Origin of the sequence: Shewanella sp. SM71 (genome assembly GCF_025653905.1) — a bacterium.
GTDB classification, from domain to species: Bacteria; Pseudomonadota; Gammaproteobacteria; order Enterobacterales; family Shewanellaceae; genus Shewanella; species Shewanella oncorhynchi.
Window position 1 is genome coordinate 70,145 of the sequence record NZ_JAKKRW010000002.1, and the last position, 17,457, is coordinate 87,601.

At 44.7% G+C, this 17,457-nt stretch carries 15 protein-coding genes; 5 read left to right on the forward strand and 10 right to left on the reverse strand.

Going from position 1 to position 17,457, the window contains the following annotated elements; translation table 11 throughout:
* Positions 1-125: 125 nt before the first annotated feature.
* On the forward strand, positions 126-923 hold the full coding sequence (locus tag L5L97_RS02775; RefSeq protein ID WP_263181947.1) for a substrate-binding periplasmic protein: 798 nt from the start codon (positions 126-128) through the stop codon (positions 921-923).
* Here the strand turns inward: L5L97_RS02775 and L5L97_RS02780 are convergent.
* Positions 920-2,776, reverse strand: a complete 1,857-nt coding sequence (locus tag L5L97_RS02780) for a diguanylate cyclase (RefSeq protein ID WP_372832218.1) — start codon at positions 2,774-2,776, stop codon at positions 920-922. The genes L5L97_RS02775 and L5L97_RS02780 overlap by 4 nt on opposite strands.
* A 220-nt stretch (positions 2,777-2,996) precedes the next feature.
* Here L5L97_RS02780 and L5L97_RS02785 point away from each other — a divergent pair, with 220 nt between their 5' ends.
* Both L5L97_RS02785 and L5L97_RS02790 read left to right on the forward strand, forming a co-directional pair.
* On the forward strand, positions 2,997-3,521 hold the full coding sequence (locus L5L97_RS02785) for a phosphatase PAP2 family protein (protein WP_105250166.1): 525 nt from the start codon (positions 2,997-2,999) through the stop codon (positions 3,519-3,521).
* A 32-nt stretch (positions 3,522-3,553) separates the two neighbouring features.
* On the forward strand, positions 3,554-3,988 hold the full coding sequence (locus tag L5L97_RS02790; RefSeq protein ID WP_105250165.1) for a DUF3069 domain-containing protein: 435 nt from the start codon (positions 3,554-3,556) through the stop codon (positions 3,986-3,988).
* A 132-nt stretch (positions 3,989-4,120) separates the two neighbouring features.
* Here the strand turns inward: L5L97_RS02790 and L5L97_RS02795 are convergent, their stop codons facing one another.
* The 4 genes from L5L97_RS02795 to L5L97_RS02810 form a co-directional block, all read right to left on the reverse strand.
* Entirely contained in the window at positions 4,121-5,809 is a 1,689-nt protein-coding gene (locus L5L97_RS02795) for an NAD-dependent malic enzyme (protein ID WP_263181951.1), read from the reverse strand.
* 268 nt (positions 5,810-6,077) lie between these two features.
* Positions 6,078-6,542 carry a DUF1456 family protein gene (locus L5L97_RS02800; protein WP_168824742.1) on the reverse strand — a complete coding sequence of 155 codons (465 nt, stop codon included), beginning with the start codon at positions 6,540-6,542 and terminating at the stop codon, positions 6,078-6,080.
* A 141-nt stretch (positions 6,543-6,683) separates the two neighbouring features.
* Positions 6,684-7,958 (reverse strand): Nramp family divalent metal transporter, encoded by a 1,275-nt coding sequence (locus tag L5L97_RS02805; protein WP_263181952.1) that lies wholly within the window; start codon positions 7,956-7,958, stop codon positions 6,684-6,686.
* Positions 7,959-8,109: 151 nt separating this feature from the next.
* On the reverse strand, positions 8,110-8,649 hold the full coding sequence (locus tag L5L97_RS02810; protein WP_113939056.1) for a PH domain-containing protein: 540 nt from the start codon (positions 8,647-8,649) through the stop codon (positions 8,110-8,112).
* A 242-nt stretch (positions 8,650-8,891) separates the two neighbouring features.
* On the opposite strand from L5L97_RS02810, the gene L5L97_RS02815 reads away from it, so the two are divergent.
* Positions 8,892-11,477, forward strand: coding sequence for a TonB-dependent receptor (locus L5L97_RS02815; RefSeq protein ID WP_113939055.1), 2,586 nt, complete (start codon positions 8,892-8,894; stop codon positions 11,475-11,477).
* Between the two features lie 128 nt (positions 11,478-11,605).
* On the opposite strand, the gene L5L97_RS02820 is transcribed toward L5L97_RS02815, so the two are convergent.
* From L5L97_RS02820 to L5L97_RS02840, 5 genes are all read right to left on the reverse strand, one after another.
* A complete protein-coding gene (locus L5L97_RS02820) occupies positions 11,606-12,106 on the reverse strand; it encodes a DUF4447 family protein (protein ID WP_131523743.1) in 501 nt (166 codons plus the stop codon).
* Positions 12,107-12,136: 30 nt separating this feature from the next.
* The gene (locus L5L97_RS02825; protein ID WP_113939053.1) at positions 12,137-12,544 is read right to left on the reverse strand and encodes an SMI1/KNR4 family protein; all 408 of its coding nucleotides are present in this window, start codon (positions 12,542-12,544) and stop codon (positions 12,137-12,139) included.
* A gap of 169 nt (positions 12,545-12,713) precedes the next feature.
* On the reverse strand, positions 12,714-13,499 hold the full coding sequence (locus tag L5L97_RS02830; protein ID WP_131523742.1) for a RelA/SpoT domain-containing protein: 786 nt from the start codon (positions 13,497-13,499) through the stop codon (positions 12,714-12,716).
* Between the two features lie 192 nt (positions 13,500-13,691).
* The gene (locus tag L5L97_RS02835) at positions 13,692-15,776 is read right to left on the reverse strand and encodes a M13 family metallopeptidase (RefSeq protein ID WP_263181954.1); all 2,085 of its coding nucleotides are present in this window, start codon (positions 15,774-15,776) and stop codon (positions 13,692-13,694) included.
* 261 nt (positions 15,777-16,037) lie between these two features.
* Entirely contained in the window at positions 16,038-16,592 is a 555-nt protein-coding gene (locus L5L97_RS02840) for a sugar O-acetyltransferase (protein WP_198571876.1), read from the reverse strand.
* A gap of 78 nt (positions 16,593-16,670) precedes the next feature.
* Here L5L97_RS02840 and rsuA point away from each other — a divergent pair, with 78 nt between their 5' ends.
* The gene (rsuA, locus tag L5L97_RS02845; RefSeq protein ID WP_263182010.1) at positions 16,671-17,423 is read left to right on the forward strand and encodes a 16S rRNA pseudouridine(516) synthase RsuA; all 753 of its coding nucleotides are present in this window, start codon (positions 16,671-16,673) and stop codon (positions 17,421-17,423) included.
* Positions 17,424-17,457 lie beyond the last annotated feature (34 nt).

Here is a 17,457-nt window from a genome sequence, read left to right on the forward strand (position 1 = left end):
TTCACTTATTGAGGACGAGTTTACTCAGAAGGGGGCGTGAGGCGATATTTTCTTTGGGGTATTTGTTTATTTGCAGTTGGGATTGAGTCTATGATTAGGTCTAATGTTTATCGTTTGGTATTCGTATGCTGAGTGCGTTTCCCCTTAGGGCGTGTTTTCTTGCGATGAGCTTATTAGGCCTGATGCCTAATCTTGTTTTTGCGGCGCCTGACAAGTTGAAATTGGTGACCGAAGCTTGGCCTCCCATGAGTTACGAGCAAAATGGTGTGCCGCAAGGTTTTGCGGTGGACTTAGTCAATACCTTGCAATCAAGACTGGGTCAGAGTGAAAAAATCGATGTGTTACCTTGGGCTCGGGCGTATTCAATTGCCAATACCTCTGCGAACGTTTTACTTTTTGCTACGTCAATTAATGATGAGCGAGCTGAGCAGTTCGATTTTATCGGTCCTATTGCGACCAGCAAAATTGCATTGTACGCAAGGGCGGCAGATCCCATCGCTCTCGATCAACTTGCTGAACTTCAATCGACAGATATTGTGGGGGTTTATCGGGAATCGGCGGGTGCGCAGTTGCTACAACAAGCGGGCGTGGATAATTTGCTGGTGGCGAGTTTTCCGCAGCAATCGGCGAAACAGTTGCTGTTTTCTCGAATTCGTTTTTGGTGCCAAGCGGATCTTGCGGTAAAGCAGATACTCGAAGAGGTTGGCGCGAGTGAGACAGATATCCGCCAAGTGTTTGTGGTATCGGAGATTAATCTCTATTTAGCTTTTTCTAAAGGGACGTCGGCGGAAACCGTTATCAGTTGGCAAACAGAGCTTGAGAAAATGAAAGACTCAGGTGAATTTAGTCGTCTGTATCAGACATGGTTTGGCACTTTGCCACCGCCATTACAACATCAAGTGTTTTGGCATAAGGCCGTTTAATTCTCTCTTAAAGCCTCATTCTTGGCTGATTTCAAACAATTTCTGCCCGCATTTTTAGCCTCATAAAGAGCATTGTCGGCCCGCTTTAGCAGGGTGGCAAAATCTTTATCTTGATATGCATCTTCCGTATTATTTTGTGGTTCTAAAGTGGCGACACCAGCACTAACGGTTAATTTGAGTTCTGCTGGTAAATTCTGTGCGCTAAGGCGGCTAATATGGTTCTGCAATTGATGCGCCAGCGCTAACGCACCTGTGGCATCAGTGTTAGGCAATAGGATTAAAAACTCTTCACCACCGATGCGGCCAACGAGATCTTTATTACCCGATAAGGCTCGGCCTGCATTTGCAATGGTCATAAGGGCGCGATCGCCTAATTCATGGCCGAAGTTATCGTTGATTTTTTTGAAGTGATCCGCATCAAAAATAATCACTGAAAAAGGGCTTTGATGTTTTAAGGCTTGCTGAAAATATTTCGCGGCTTGGGCATAAATATGCCGACGATTAGGGAGTTTGGTAAGGTAATCTGTGAGGGCAATAACTTGCAGTTGGCGATTTCTATGTACTTGTTTATAAGCGAATATAGACACTATCGTCAGGATAAAGCCCGCTAGTAATAGGATAATGTGTTGCAGTGATTTGTTCTTTTCGAGTAGCGCGAGCTCTTGTTCTTTAAGGTTTTGGTTTTCAATCAAGCGTTGATTTTCAGATTCAATCCGACTGGTATCAAACTTGACCTTTAATTCTGTCGTATGATGGGAGAGAGAATTGCCATCGACTTTTTTTGTTAGGGTAACAAATTCTTGCAGCGCTCCGTAGGCGGCAGATAAATCATTCATAGCCACATATATGTTACTTTTAAGCTGCAGCAGTTGAGTGAGTCCCCGATTATTCTGCAGAGTGCGAAAGGCTTTTTCCCCTTGCTCAAGTTCGGTAAGCGCCTCTTTATAGCGAGCTTGTTGAAACTTTATATCGGCCATAAAAAGCTTCATGAAGCTGTAATCGGTCAGATCTTTTTCATTAATAACAGTATCGGCTTCGATTAAATACTTTTCGGCTTCGTTTAGACGATTGAGTTTGATTAAGCTGTAGGCAATATTCGTTGCCATAGTTGCTGCCACTTTTTCCTGCTGATGTTCCTTGAAGTATTGATAACTTACTAAGAAATTATCTACGGCCTGTTGATGTTCACCGAGTTCATCTAAGGCAAGGCCAATGTCCGAGTTGACATACATTGCCTGTTCTTGGTTATTGTTTTTTAGATAGAGAGCTTTGAGTTTGGTGTAATAGCGGATTGCACTTTGGGGATCGCCATAACGTCTAAAACTGGTAGCAACATCGGCAAGGTTAATGTTAGCCCAACCGCTTAAATTGAGTGATTCATAGAGATCTTGCGCTGTGACGAGATCGTCTAATGCCGCAGAAAAATCGCCAATATAAGAGTAAAGTGCGCCGCGAATGCTGCGCGAGTCGGCTATTAGCTTAAGGTCTTCATGCTCATAGGCACGTTTAACACTGAGATTATAGCCTTCCATCGCGCCATCCATATCACCACTTAATTGCAGAAACCAAGAGTGGCAGAGCGTGAGGTCGGTAATGAAATGGGGGGAGGCGGTTGGCGGAATATTGCTCAGTGCTTGGTTAGTATTTTTAAGTGCCAGTGCAATAGCTGTGTCGTTTTCTGTATTCTGATCCCAGCATTTGAGCAGTTGTAGCTTTTCATGACGGGTGACATCGTCAGTCGAAATTAGTTTGCTTAATAACGCTAGATTGCTTTCGATTTCTTCACGGGTCATAGGGACGCCGCTTTCAAATCTTGCAAATATTTTATCAACCTGAGTCTTTTCTTCTGCCATAGCGTTGCTGAGCGGCAGTAGAAGCAGCAATAAGGAGAATGATAAATACCTAAGTTGATGTAGCAAAAAAGATTCCTGTTCGAATTAAAATCAATAGCTAATTATTAGCTTAGCATAACTTGTTTGTTCATTTTTAATATAGATGTATAGCAATTTTGCATTCGGTTAATGATCAAGGTATAAACTCCGCCTTGGTTATTATCCCACAAAGGAATCACCCTTGAAGAAATTACTCTGTGCTGCATTATTCATGATGAGTGGCACTAGTTGGGCAGGCTCAGATTTAGAAACCTCTGGCGATGTATTGCATTTATTATTACCCGCTACTGCGATGGGTGCGACCTTGTTTTATGAAGAGGGTTATGATGGTAGTTGGCAGTTAATTCAGGCAGCGGTGTCGAGTCGGTTAATTGTTGAAGGTCTTAAGTATAGTGTGAGTAAAGACAGGCCAGACGATAGTGGCGATGATTCGTTTCCATCGGGTCATACCTCAGACAGCTTTATGGCGGCGACGTTTATTCAGCAGCGCTATGGTTGGCAATATGGTTTACCTGCCTATGTTGCCGCATCTTATGTGGGTTACACACGAGTGGCGAGCGACCAACATTATCTCGAGGATGTGTTAGCTGGCGCGGCGATTGGAGCGCTGGCGGGTTGGTATTTTACTCAACCCTATGAGGGGATTACAGTTACGCCGATTGCGGGTAACGGCGTTTATGGTTTATATGTGAGTGGTCAGTTTTAAGACTATTTTTTGGGATGTGAATCGAGATTTTTATGAGCGAATTATCAGCTGTTTACCGCGAAACTGCCGAGCAGATTTCTTACAATGTTGCGAATAAAGTATTACCAATGGCTAAATTACCGGGTGACTTATTAGCAGCGTACCAAGGTTTGTGTGCCGAACTGTTGGAAGACAGGGAAGGTAAATTTAGCCAAGCTTGGGCATCTTTACCTGCCAGTGCACGTAATCTAATGGAACAAGCCGCATTCCACGGTTTCTATATCGCGAATGCTTGGTTGCAATTGAGTCGTGTCGCCCAAGAAATTTCTGAGCAAGCCGATACCGATAGTGCAATCCAAGAGCAAGAATATAATGGCATTTTTACGCGCTTAGCCGATGAATCGCTCAAAGAAAGCCTACGTAAGTTGAAGAAAGCGCGTACCGATCGCGCTTTGCTCAATAGCTTTAAACAGGTGATGGCACCTTAGTGTTCTATTGAAATGAAAAACTGTGCCTGAAATGAAAAAGCCCGTTACTGCAAAGTAACGGGCTTTTTGCTGGCTAGCACAAACGCTCAACTAAGCTGTTTTACTGCAACTTAAGTCGCGGCAACGCTATGCTTAGAACGAAGTGCGTTTGTAACGGCGATATTCTGGACTCCAGAAATTGCCTTCAATCGACTGCTGTAAGATCTCATCGCTCATTGGCAGCGTTAACCCTTGTTCAACTGCGACTTTACCTACGGCGAAAGCAATATGCTTACTCACCGCATGGATATCTTCCAGTTTAGGCAGTAGTGGACCTGTACCATCGATTGCCAGTGGCGAACATTCGGCAAGTGCGCGACTTGAAGCCATCAGCATGGCATCGGATACGTGACGTGCGCCAGAAGCTAATACGCCTAAGCCAATACCTGGGAAGATAAAGCTGTTGTTGCACTGGGCAATTTCATAGGTTTCACCATCGACAACCACAGGCTCGAATGGGCTGCCCGTAGCGACGAGTGCTTGACCTGAGGTCCAATGCAAAATGTCCTTCGGTGTCGCTTCTACGCGGCTGGTGGGGTTCGACATAGGGAAAATAATCGGCCGAGTACAATGGCTGTGCATAGCACGGATGATTTCTTCGGTGAAGAGACCCGGAACGCCAGATACCCCAATCAGCACTGTCGGCTTGGCGTTGTTAACCACATCGAGCAGTGAAATATTGTCGCTGAAATTGCTCCAATTTTGGATGTTGGTGCATTTCTGCGCCAATTTTTGCTGGAATGGCAACAGGTTAGGCATGTTGTCCAGCAATAAGCCCCAACGGTCAACCATACACACTTGAGTGCGAGCTTGCTCGTCGCTGATCCCTTCAGACACCATTTGTGCCACGATAGCTTCGGCAATACCGCAACCGGCACTACCAGCACCGAGGAAGGCGATACGTTGTTGATTCAATTCAGTGCCCGCAGCCTTACACGCGGCGAGCAAGCAACCAACGGCAACCGCAGCAGTACCTTGAATATCATCGTTAAAGCAGCAATAGCGATCCTTATAACGCTCTAGGATCGGCATGGCATTCTTTTGGGCAAAGTCTTCGAACTGGATCAAAGTATCCGGCCAACGCACGTGGACAGCTTGCATAAAGGCTTCGATAAACTCGGCGTATTCTTCGCCACCGATACGCGGATGGCGCCAGCCCATATACATAGGATCTTCTAACAACTGCGGATTATCTGTGCCTACGTCTAAGGTGATAGGCAGAGTATAAGCTGGACTGATACCGCCACAGCTAGTGTAGAGTGACAGTTTACCGATAGGGATCCCCATGCCGCCAATACCTTGATCGCCAAGACCTAAAATACGTTCACCATCAGTGACTACGATAATTTTAACTTTTTGACGAGTCGAGTTATTGAGGATGTCATCGATCCTATCTTTGTTCGGATAGGAGATAAACAAACCACGGTTGCGGCGATAGTTTTTCGAGAAACGTTCACAAGCTAAACCTACCGTCGGCGTATAGATGATGGGCATCATCTCGCTGATGTTATTTTGCACTAAACGATAAAATAAGGTCTCGTTTGTGTCTTGGATATTACGTAGGTAAATATGCTTGTCTAAGTCGTTATTGAAACTTCTAAATTGATCGTAGGCGCGAGAAGCCTGCTCCTCAATCGTTTCAATGGCATAGGGGACTAAGCCTTCGAGGTTAAAGAAAATACGCTCTTCTTCAGAAAATGCACTGCCCTTGTTAATCAGTGGGGCTTCAAGAATGGCAGGTCCTGCAAACGGAAGATAGAGGGGGCGTTTATTATCGTCCATGGGTAACCTTTTGAGTTATTGTTTAAGTGGTCAATACGTGCTGTAAGTCACGTAAGGTTATCATGAAATGTGATCTTTGTTGTCCGTGGAACGAGGTATTTGTGGTTTTTTTTGCAGCAGTAAAAAAGTCAGCTGTTTAAAACAGGATTTTTGAGGTTGTTGAAGTGAAATTGCGATACGCTTGTGTGTATTCAAGCAAGCTTAGTATAGATAAACGTAGAGGTAAAAAAACGCAGCCTAAGCTGCGTTTGATGTCATAGATTTAGCGTTATACGCCGCGATACTTAAGTGATAAGCCGCGAATAAAGTTACGCAGTATTTGATCGCCACACTCTTTAAAATTCTTGTGGTCTGGATTGCGGAACAGGGCGCTTAGCTCTGATTTTGACATTTGCACTTCGGCTAAAGCCAAAGCTGCTACTATGTCTTCTTCACGCATTTCGAGGGCAACTCTCAGCTTTTTAAAGATGAGGTTGTTGTTTAAACGTGAAACGGGCGCTGGAATTTCTGCACCTTCACGTAGACCGCGCTTCTCTATGATAAGACCATCTAAAAACTGACATAAGGTCGTGTCGTTACAAGCTTTATAACCTTCTTCCTCTTCTTTACGTAGAAGATCAATCATCTCTTCGACAGGCACTTCTCTTCCAGCTTTAGCAAAAATTTTAATCATTTTTGCATTGCTAAAATCAAACACGAAGCGCAAACGGCGCAAAATATCATTATTAATCATGGTAATCTCTTGGCGCGGCTGCGCTATCTGGTTTAAGAGCCCGCATTATATACCCAAACCACCTTAATTGCAGAATTCAGCGGGAATTTAATGGCAGTTAGTTAAGGCCATTTATTGCTCCGGCATAAACATTCTGGGCAATTAACCTTTAATGATGTTGTACCAATAGATAAACAGTGCCGCGAAAATCAGTAGATAAATCAGGCCAAACCAAGAGAGGAGTTTCATCTTAGTCCCATATCTGTCTGTCTCGGGAAGCTGTTTGCTGGTCATTAAGCGGTAATTTAACCAAGCAAAAATGACTGTGGTCATAAAGGCCAAGATCATCACAAACTCGAGTAACGGTAAGAGTGCACCTTTAAAGAAGAGGATCAGCAATAAGCCAAAGGCACTGATGGCGAGCATAATCCCAGTGAGGCGTTTATCTGAACTGGTCTTTGAGGTGAGTAACTGCCAGCCCATATCTAAGGTACGGCTATAGCCATCGATCACTGTTACTGTTGTGCTGAAAATACACAGAAATGCCACAATACCAATAAGATAACGACTCTCGCCGCCCATCACTTGGCTGTAAAGATTAATCAATTGATTAGCAAACTGCGCACCGGAATCTGAAAAGTGTTCGCCACTGCCGTGCATCACTAAGGCGCCCAAGGACAAAAACACGATCGCGAGGATCGCAGTGATGATATAGCCTAAGTTAAAGTCGAGTAGCGCCTGCGCTTTCGTCACTGTTTGGCTTTTTTGTTTTTCGAGCAGCCAGAGAGAATTCCAAGCGCTGACTTCAATCGGGGCTGGCATCCAACCCATCATGGCGACCAGAAATCCCACATGGGCCCATTGCCAAGGTGAAGGAGAGACAAAATTGCTCGCTAATGGTTGAGCATGATCCCAAGCTAAGGCCACGGCAATTAATGTGGTTAAGGTTAGGGCGAACATGATGATCTTAGTGAGTCTATCAAGCAGTTGATAATGGCCTAAAATCAGTAAAGCCAATGAACTCAGCAATACCAGTAGGGCTAACCAATCGATGGGGAGCGGAATAAATTGGGTCAACATAGCGGCGGTTAACATGCACACCCCTGCAGTACTGGCAATGGCGGCGATCACATTGAGCCCAGTAAACAGCAGTAAGTAACCTCGGCCCTGTTTTTGGTAGCCGTGCAGTAGACTCTCCCCTGTGGCAGCTGTGTAGCGTGCGCCAGCTGCAAAGAAGGGATACTTAAGTAAATTCACCCCAAGAATAACCCAAGCTAGTTGCCAACCAAATTCGGCGCCCGCCCGAGTCGAGGCGACTAAATGGGATGCGCCAATCGCCGCGGCGGCCATAAGAACACCTGGGCCCATGGCTTTAATGCCGAGAGTTAGGTGTGTCATCCAAGAGGATGAAGGAGAAGTTACTGAAGATTCTGTCATGTCGTTATTAAAAATGCCTGTTGAAAATTAATCTGGGGAATCGAACACTCCCTCATGTTAAGGCTGCGCTCATGTTAAAGCCGCGCTAACGCTAAGTGAGTGGCTCAACATTAAAGGTAAAGTGATTGAACTAAAAGTCGTTTTATTCAATTTATCTGTTTAATTTTTGACTGAGTAAAGTTTCAATGCGTTTTAAGCTTGCAGCCATTTCGACTACGATTTGTAACAGCGTATTATCTGGCTGTGCCGATGGGCTTATTGGGTGCAAGGGCTGGGTAAGCCGTTCTTTTTGTTCTAATACGCGGGCTCTAAATCGAGGCGCATCGACTATGCCGACTAAGCTTATCAATGCGCCTGCGCCCGATTGCCCTGCGGTTTCTACCGTGAGTTTATGCAGACCAAATAGGCGCATAATTGGGCCTTGGATCAATGCCATATCGGTAATTTTGTCCAAAGGCACAGTGTTTTCAGTACGAGTTAATATGCCCCTCCTGACAATAAGTTTATTGCTGGTGAGCTCGGCACTCATGTTGTTAATATAGCGGCGAGTCCCCCACAGCCCTATTGGAAACCAAAGTAATAACAAGGGAATACCTATTATGCTTAGGCTGAAATAGGCGGCCCCTGAAAGCAACCAATACCAACCTAAATGGGTTTCAAACTCTGCTTGATAAATAATCTTGTCTTCCATATTTCTTCCTTTAATTCTGATATTCAAATACTGCGACTTGTCTTGTAGGTTGAATTTTTAGTGCTTAGACCTTCTTTGATTCTCGTATGAGGAAAATACACTGCCTCAAATGTAACAAAAGCTTAACTTTTATTTCTCTGCCATTGACTTTGGTTTGTAACTCATTACCTTGTGTATTGTTAATTTAGGGTTTTCTTATTGTTAAAATAATTTTAATGAGATAAATAAAACAAGGGAAATGTATGAACAGACCTCAGATTCTACCCAGTGCTTGTGCAATCGCAATTGCTATGGCATATGCGCCAACAGTGGCCCATGCTGCCGATAAAGGTGCAGAAAAAGTTGAACGTATTGAAGTAACGGGTTCCCGTATTAAACGTACCGATATTGAAGGCCCTTCCCCTATTCAATCGATCAGTAAAGACGATATTGCCAATATGGGATTTGATAACCTGCAGCAATTACTTGAACGCATGCCTGCCAATGGTGCTGGCGCGTTTTCTACCCGAGGAAACAGCCAAGATTCAACCGCCAACGGCGGCGCATCTATCAGTCTACGTGGTTTAGGCCCAGACGCGACCTTAGTGTTAATTAACGGTCGTCGTGTTGCGGCGAGTGCTTTTGCCGAAGGTATCACTAATTCCTTTGTTGATATCAATAATATTCCGGTATCAGCTATTGAACGTATCGACATACTGAAGGACGGTGCATCGGCTATTTATGGTTCTGATGCGATCGCGGGTGTGGTTAACATTGTTCTGAAAAAAGATATTGAAGGCATTGAGGTCAATCTTGGATACGGTGATGCTTCAGGCACTGGCTACGATGAAACGACAGCGAATATGGTGTGGGGGATGAAGTCCGATAAGGGCAGTGCTTCCGTTATCCTCGACTATTTCAAAAATGATACTTTAGCTGCGACTGATTTAGGACGTTTTGGTGTTTCAAATCAATCACCTTATGGTGGTGAAGATTTTCGTTCTTCCCGTGGTTTTCCTGGGTATTTCTATGTTGATGGTGTTAAAACTATCGATCCTGCTTGTCCTGCTGATAGTGCAACCGCGAGTGGAAGTTGTTTATTTGAGTACGGCTCATACAATTTTGTTGCGCCGGCTGCGGAGCGCGTAGGGGCTATTGGCCAATTTGACTATCATTTTAATGATGATTTAACAGCATTTTTAGAGTTAGCGGCGCAGCACAATACCTCAATCGCAGGTGGAGCACCGACACCACTTGACGAGGATGCTGGTTTAACTGTACCTGGATCTCACCCGAATAATCCTTGGGGGAAAGATATTGAAATTGGTCGCTTCCGTACGGTTGATGCGGGGGCGCGACGTTGGGATATTGAATCCGATAGTTTACGTTTAGTTGCTGGTTTACGCGGTGTAGTAAAAGAGTGGGATTGGGAAGCTTCTGTTCAAAAAGGTCGCAGTGAGTCGACTCAAACGGGTGATCGCAGCCAAGGCTGGGTAAGAACAGATTATTTGCAACGTGAAATTGATGCGGGTCGTTACAATCCTTTCGGCGGCACGATGAACTCACAAGAGGTCATTGACGCTATTACCACCAGTTTAGTACGCCAAGGTTTGTCAAACATGACATCTTATGCGGCTAACATATCTGGTCAAGCATTTACCTTGGCTGGTCGCGACATCATGATGGCGGCGGGAGCTGAATATCGCGAAGAAGATGTCAGTGATGTGCCCGATGAGCAATTCCAACGTGGATTGATTTTTGGTACTGAAGCTGTCTCTGCGGCGGCATCCCGTGAGCAATATGCCGCTTATATGGAATTATCTATTCCAGTCACGGATAACTTCGAGTTGCAACTCGCTGGTCGATATGATCATTACAGCGATTTTGGTTCAACGACTAACCCTAAAGTCGCCTTTCAATGGGGAGTGACTGACGAGCTAACGGCGCGCGCGTCTTGGTCTACGGGCTTCCGTGCACCCTCGTTAGCGCAGATAGGTCTTGGTCCATCTCGCGAAAGTAGTTTCTTTGTCGATACTTACCGTTGCGCTGCCGATAATGTTGATTGTGAAGCCTTAGATTACAACACTGAATTTGAAGGTAACTCTGAGCTGGATGCTGAAGAATCCGAAACTTGGAACGTCGGTATGATCTGGGCGCCGAGTCAGACGTTTGATGTGGGTTTTGATATCTTTAGCATCACGCAAGACAACAAAATTGATAAACAGCCATTAGGCGATATCTATACTGCAAATTGTAACGATCAAAATAGCACAGTGTGCGAGCGCTTAGCGCCACAGCTAGGTCAAACTTTAGGTCCGATCAGTATTATCCATTCAAGCTTTATCAACTTAAGCTCTCAAGATGTACAAGGGATGGATGTCTCTAGTCATTATGGTTTTGAGCTAGATAGCTATGGGGATTTGAAGTTTGGCTTAGAGTACAGCTACTTACATAATTTTGAGAAAGATGGTCTGGATTACACGGGTGAGTATAAGTTCCCTCAACATCGCTGGTTACTCACCACTAACTGGACTATGGATAATTTTGCCGCCAATATTAATTTGAGTTACATCGGTGAATTTGAAGATACCCCAGATATCAATTTCGATGGTGTACTTGATTTTGAAAGTAATAAGTCTCGTATGATCGACTCTCAATTATTGGTCGACATGTCTGGTACTTATCGCTTCAATGAAATGTTCAAGCTGACACTAGGCGTGAACAACGTATTTGATGAAGAGCCACCATTTGCTATCGGTGACGGTGATACGGATCTCTACGGCTATGTTATTTCAGTACATAATCCTATGGGCCGATACATTTACACTAAATTCACGATGAACTTCTAACTACCGCTTAGCGTCATTTCATTCGGAATGGCGCGTCATTTATGATGGGTGGTGTGATCTCTAATAAAAAAGGCCAATAATGATATTGGCCTTTATTTTTATAGGGTTAAAACTTGTGACGGTTGAGTTTATAACTGAGTCGCTGCCCACTTTGCGCGACTTTCGCGGCTTTCACTCATTTTGGTCGGTTCACGGAAGGCTTTGTAGGCATCCACGTCGAGAGCCACTAGGCTGACGTCGACTTCTAGGACCAGTTTGCACTCTTTCTTAATGCGCCAAGCTGCCGTGTTGTACAGCTCAGTAAAAGGCAGTGAACTTAAGAATTCGGGGTTGTATTGTGTGTAAACCGCTTGAGTGGGGTAGACCACGAAGGCTAAGTGACGCTTAGGTTCTTTCTTAAATAGTTCTTCGATACCATCGCAGGTGTTGAGCACTTGCATCTCAATGATGTCATCAATATCAAGCAGTTTCTTTTGCGCCAGCTCAGGTGCCAGTTGTTCACCGCTTTCCCAGGCGAGTACATCGGCTTCGCTATGGTTAGTCAGAGCACCAACTTGAGCCGCGCTTAAGCTGAGTGACTGGCGTAAGTAGCTCATTTCGATGGCATTCAAGCCAATGTTCTTATACATAATCGTGTTCTCAATGCAATAAAAGTAAAATTAGTATTTGATCTTTAACCAGATTTCTTCAACCCATTCCCAAAACGACTCCCAATAGATATCGGTAAAGTCGCCGTTTTTCCAGAAATGTACTTGACCATCTTGGTCGATACAGTAAAAAGCATCACCCTGCTGACATATGGCAATCATGTCCCTTGGCATACCGATGGACCACGCATAGCAAGTCACTTCGGGCAGGTAGGTGTGCGAGTAGGGATCCGATGCTGTTACTGGCTCTATCGTGCCGTAAATCACATCACTGGCATACAGCAGGTATTCTTTTAGCTCCCTTGGCAATGAAATCAGGATTTGCTCTTCGACTTCGACGAGCTGCTCAAATGTAGGTAATTCGAGTGGTACAGGAACAGTTTCGCTGCGTTCTTGGAGTTGCTCAATAATGTCGTGCATGGCATTTCCTGCTTATAGGGCTATGGCGCGGGATTATATACTCAAATGGCACTTTGATGCGAGAGAGTGCTTTTTTACACCTTATTAAGATGATGTTTCAGGCGCTGTAAAATATAAAAAAGCGCTGGTACCTTTACAGATAACCAGCGCAAGAGTGGAAGCTTTTTAGTTAAGCGACTGAGGCTCTTAATAAACTGGCTTCATCAACCCGTTTATAGTTAAGCCATGCCTTGTGGTACAACTTATGTGATTCTTGACGTAATTGGGCAATCTGCGCGAGTTCAAACTCACTTAGTGAACGTTGTTGTTTACGAGCATTGGCCTCAATCCTCTGTACTTTTTCATATACCTTGTGTTCAGGACCATTTTTAATATCAGCGATATCCTGTAGGTGTAATTGCACTTCAGCAATCATGCCTGATTGGGGTAAGCGTACCAGTAGATTGAGATCGCGATAGCCGGAGGCTTTAGGTTCAGCAAAGCGGTTTTTTTGTTTCACAACTTGGGTGTGCTCATTCAAAGTTTGGTAGGCCTGCATCAGATCTTGAATGCTGTCGGTCACAATACTTGCCCTTGCAAGGTCGGTAATTTGGCTGGCATCACCGTTAAATTTTGTGGCCACTTTATCGGCAGCTCTTTGGTAACTCTTTACTGGCGGAACAATCACTTGTGCCTGTGAATAATGGGCAATCTTGGTGAGTAATTGGGCGAGTTCAGCTTGTGCATCATAGGCTTGGTGATGGAGCACGGATAAGTCATTCGAGGATTGATGAGGCGCATCGAAGGTCTGACTGCTGAGTGCATATAGACCTTGTAGGTCATGGCTTGATGCCTGTCTTGCACTGTAATTACCACGTTCTGCTTTACTGTCACTAATGTCGAGAGGATTTGCTACACCAGCGCGGCTTGATAATAAGAGTAGAAAAATAAAAAAAGTACGAAATAACTTAGTCATGCGGCCTACTTCCTTATGGGTGAGTTATTCAGGTCACGCACCCACCATAGGCTTCTATTGCTTAATTAAAGCTGAACCAACCATGAAGACTTGTTCATCTCAGTGGTTTAAGGAAATAAAAATGGCGCCACCTGTAACAGTGAGCGCCATTGTTGGCCAGCTTATGCCGCTGAACAGTGATTTAAATTTGGCTTACCAAATTTTTACGCGTTTCTCTGGTGCGATATACATGGCATCGCCAGGTTTTACATCATACGTAGTGTAGAACTCAGGCATGTTAGATAGTGCACCCAGTGCGCGGAATTCCGCAGGTGAGTGTGGATCGGTCGCTACGCGGTTACGCATTGCTTCTTCTTTAGCTTTTGCGCGCCAAATTTGCGTGAAGCCGATGAAGAAACGTTGATCGCCCGTTAAGCCATCGATAACGGGTGCATCTTTACCGTTAAGCGATTTCTTATAAGCACGATAAGCGATAGTCACACCTGACAAGTCACCAATGTTCTCGCCTAAGGTTAAGCTGCCGTTAACATGCAGATCATCAAACACTGCGTAACCATCGTACTGTGCGATCAGCGCTTGGCCGCGAGCAGAGAACTCTTTCAAGTCTTGCTCTGTCCACCAATCACGCATGTTGCCTTCGCCATCGAATTTAGCGCCTTGGTCGTCAAAACCATGGCCCATTTCGTGGCCGATTACCGCACCAATACCACCGTAGTTGACTGCATCGTCAGCCGCCAAATTGAAGAAGGGTGGTTGCAGAATTGCAGCAGGGAACACGATTTCATTCATGGTTGGGTTGTAGTAAGCGTTAACCGTTTGTGGCGTCATGTGCCATTCGTCTTTATCGATTGGCGCGCCCAGTTTGGCTAATGATTTAGCATGTTCAACTTCGCTGGCACGCATAGCGTTACCGACTAAGTCGTCTGCCTTGATGGTCAGCTTACTGTAATCTTCCCATTTGTTCGGGTAACCGATTTTCGGGTTGAATTTTGCTAATTTATCCGCAGCAGCCACTTTAGTGCTGTCGCTCATCCAAGTTAATTCTTTGATGCTGTCGCCGTAAGCACCACGCAGGTTTTCAACCAGTGCTTGCATACGGTCTTTGGCTTCTGGAGTGAAGTGACGTTTGACATACACTTTACCCACAACTTCACCAAGAACGCCATTGACGGCTGCAACGCCACGCTTCCAACGAGGTTCTTGTTCTTCTTGACCATTCAATGTCTTAGAGAAGAAAGCGAAGTTTTCATTGTCTAACGCTTCACTCAGATTGCTCGCCGCGTGCGTCAGCACTTGCCATTGCATATAGGTTTTCCAAGTGGCTAACTCAGTCGTTTTTAAAACTTCGTTTAACCCTTGGATATAGCTAGGTTGGTTAACTATGATATCGGTTTGCTTGTCAGCGCCAAGAGCGGCTAAGTAGCCAGCCCAATCGATATCTGGTGCCAGTGTTGGCAGATCTTTGACTTGAAATAGATTGTAGGTTTTAGTGCTGTCGCGATTTTCAACCACATCCCAATGCTTAGCAGCAATCGCCGTTTCTAAGGCTAAAATAGCTTCAGCACTGGCTTTCGGGTTAGCAAGACCCGCAAGGGTAAACATTTTTTCGATATGGGCGACATATGCCTTACGGATATTAACGAAGCGTTCTGATTCGTTAAAGTAGTAGTCTTTTTCTGGCAGGCTTAGGCCATATTGATAGAGATGAGTTGCGTAACGGCTAGAGTTTTTTGCATCAATATCGATATAAAATGCTATTGGGGTACCCGCGCCAGCGATTTGGCTGTGGGCGAAGTACTTCACTAATTCATTCTTATCTTTTAAGGCATTAATAGCATCAAATTCGCTTTGGATTGGTGTGACTCCCAGTTTATTGAGTGTCTCAGTATCCATAAATGAACGATATAAATCGGCCACTTTTTGCTCGTCTGTACCAACGGCGAGGTTGGGCGTTGCAGCCACTTCTTCGATAATGGCTTTTACGTCGTCACGTGATTTTTCACGTAAATCGTAGAAAGCGCCAATGCTAGTGCGATCGGATGGGATCTCAGTGTTTTTTAGCCAAGTGCCGTTAACGTATTTATAGAAATCGTCTTGTGGACGAATCGCTTTATCAAAATTAGCAAATTCAATTCCAGAACCTAGTGCTTGAATCACTGCCGCTGCGGTGGCTGTTTTAGCAGTTTCAGGTGCTTTAACTTCGGCTGCCTTGTCATTACAGGCAGTCAGGCCTGCGATAAGTGAGGCACACAGTCCCCCAATGAGTACTTTTCTCATGTTGTTTCCTTCGAGTTTATTATTGTGCCCATTATTGGGGCTGTTATTTTGGCAAAATGGGATTGCTTCAGGCGCAATGAACTATGTTAATGCCTTACTAGGAATCGAAACAAGGTCATTACACTGTTTATCGTGGATTTATCTTGAGTGATATGTAACTAAAGGTTACCAGTGAGCATATTTAAGTCAGTAGCTGCAAAGTTACCGTATGCAGGCCTTTTCAGGTAAGTGAGCACTTCGATTTATCATTTTAAAATAGGGTTAATTCAGTTGCCTAATTAGTTTTGCAGGGTTACCTGCAACCACTGTTTTGGCTGCGACATTTTTAGTCACTACGGCGCCAGCACCGATGACGGCATCATCACCAATATTGATTCCTGGCATTATGATTGCGCCGCCGCCAATCCATACCCGTTTACCGATGTGAATCGCTTTAGCGGTTTCCAAACCTGAGCAACGTAGCTCGGCATCAAGTGGGTGACTTGAGGTATAAAACTGTACATTGGGGCCGACCATAGTCTGTTCATCAATAAAAATGGGGGCATTATCCTGCAAGGTGACATTGACATTGATGAACACTCTGTCAGCAAGAGTGAGATTGATGCCATAACTGATAAAAATCGGCGTGGAGATAGTTGCGACTGGCGATTTAAGGGGCAGAAGTTGTTGGCAGAGTTGGGTGTACTCAGTACTATTTTGAGCAATCGTTTGATTTAATTGTCGATTCAGTCGCTGCTGTTGTGTTCTTAAACTTAAGAGTTCGCTGTCAAGACAATCATATTCTTGGCCTGTGATCATCTTTTGGAATTCAGTCATAGCATCTTTCCCTATGGTGATTACTGTCAATGCGTAAGGGCTAATATAGAAACACAGGTCGCGTTGAGCAGCAATTCTTTGCCCTTTGAACGGGTCGGCTTCATAATACGGCAGTTTTCTTTATTGAAGTTGAGTATTAACGTGCGTTTAGACAAATTTATCTGTGAGAGTACCTCACTGACTCGCTCATTAGCGAAAAAAGCCCTGCATCGCAGTGATATTACTTGTGATGGCTTAGTCGTTAAAGACTCGGGTTTTAAAGTGACTGAAGGTATGTGTGTTTGCCTTGAAGGCGAGCCGATTGTCTTAGTGGGCGAGCGTTATTTAATGCTTAACAAACCGGTAGACACTATTTGCTCGACGATAGATGAAACCTACCCTTCGGTATTGAGCTTAGTGGATGTGCCTAAGCCAGAAACTTTGCACATTGCTGGTCGTTTAGATGCTGACACTACAGGACTCGTGTTGATTACCAGTGATGGCCAATGGTCGCATAAGATCACCTCACCGAAGAAAGAATGTGGCAAACGCTATTTAGTGCAACTCGATGAGCCAGTGGATGCTAGTTTGATTGCGGTATTTGCCGCTGGCGTTGAATTGCGCGGTGAAGATGGTCTAACTAAGCCGGCGTTACTGGAGATTATTGATCCACAATTAGTGCGATTAACCATCACCGAAGGTAAGTATCATCAAGTGAAGCGTATGTTTGCCGCTGTGGGCAATCATGTGCAAGGGTTGCATCGTGAAAGTGTAGGGCAAATTGAATTAGACCCCTCCTTAGCACTGGGTGAATGGCGATATTTGACGCCTGAAGAGATAGCTTCAGTCTGATGACTTTGATATAAAAAATGCCGCCCGAGTTTTA

Bases quoted from the DNA above. Each gene is read 5' to 3' on its own strand.
- L5L97_RS02815 (WP_113939055.1), top strand. From the start codon at position 8,892: ATGAACAGACCTCAGATTCTACCCAGTGCTTGTGCAATCGCAATTGCT.
- L5L97_RS02790 (WP_105250165.1), top strand. From the start codon at position 3,554: ATGAGCGAATTATCAGCTGTTTACCGCGAAACTGCCGAGCAGATTTCT.
- L5L97_RS02805 (WP_263181952.1), bottom strand. From the start codon at position 7,958: ATGACAGAATCTTCAGTAACTTCTCCTTCATCCTCTTGGATGACACAC.
- L5L97_RS02780 (WP_372832218.1), bottom strand. From the start codon at position 2,776: ATGGCAGAAGAAAAGACTCAGGTTGATAAAATATTTGCAAGATTTGAA.
- L5L97_RS02810 (WP_113939056.1), bottom strand. From the start codon at position 8,649: ATGGAAGACAAGATTATTTATCAAGCAGAGTTTGAAACCCATTTAGGT.
- L5L97_RS02800 (WP_168824742.1), bottom strand. From the start codon at position 6,542: ATGATTAATAATGATATTTTGCGCCGTTTGCGCTTCGTGTTTGATTTT.
- L5L97_RS02820 (WP_131523743.1), bottom strand. From the start codon at position 12,106: ATGTATAAGAACATTGGCTTGAATGCCATCGAAATGAGCTACTTACGC.
- L5L97_RS02795 (WP_263181951.1), bottom strand. From the start codon at position 5,809: ATGGACGATAATAAACGCCCCCTCTATCTTCCGTTTGCAGGACCTGCC.
- L5L97_RS02835 (WP_263181954.1), bottom strand. From the start codon at position 15,776: ATGAGAAAAGTACTCATTGGGGGACTGTGTGCCTCACTTATCGCAGGC.
- L5L97_RS02840 (WP_198571876.1), bottom strand. From the start codon at position 16,592: ATGACTGAATTCCAAAAGATGATCACAGGCCAAGAATATGATTGTCTT.
- L5L97_RS02825 (WP_113939053.1), bottom strand. From the start codon at position 12,544: ATGCACGACATTATTGAGCAACTCCAAGAACGCAGCGAAACTGTTCCT.
- L5L97_RS02775 (WP_263181947.1), top strand. From the start codon at position 126: ATGCTGAGTGCGTTTCCCCTTAGGGCGTGTTTTCTTGCGATGAGCTTA.
- L5L97_RS02830 (WP_131523742.1), bottom strand. From the start codon at position 13,499: ATGACTAAGTTATTTCGTACTTTTTTTATTTTTCTACTCTTATTATCA.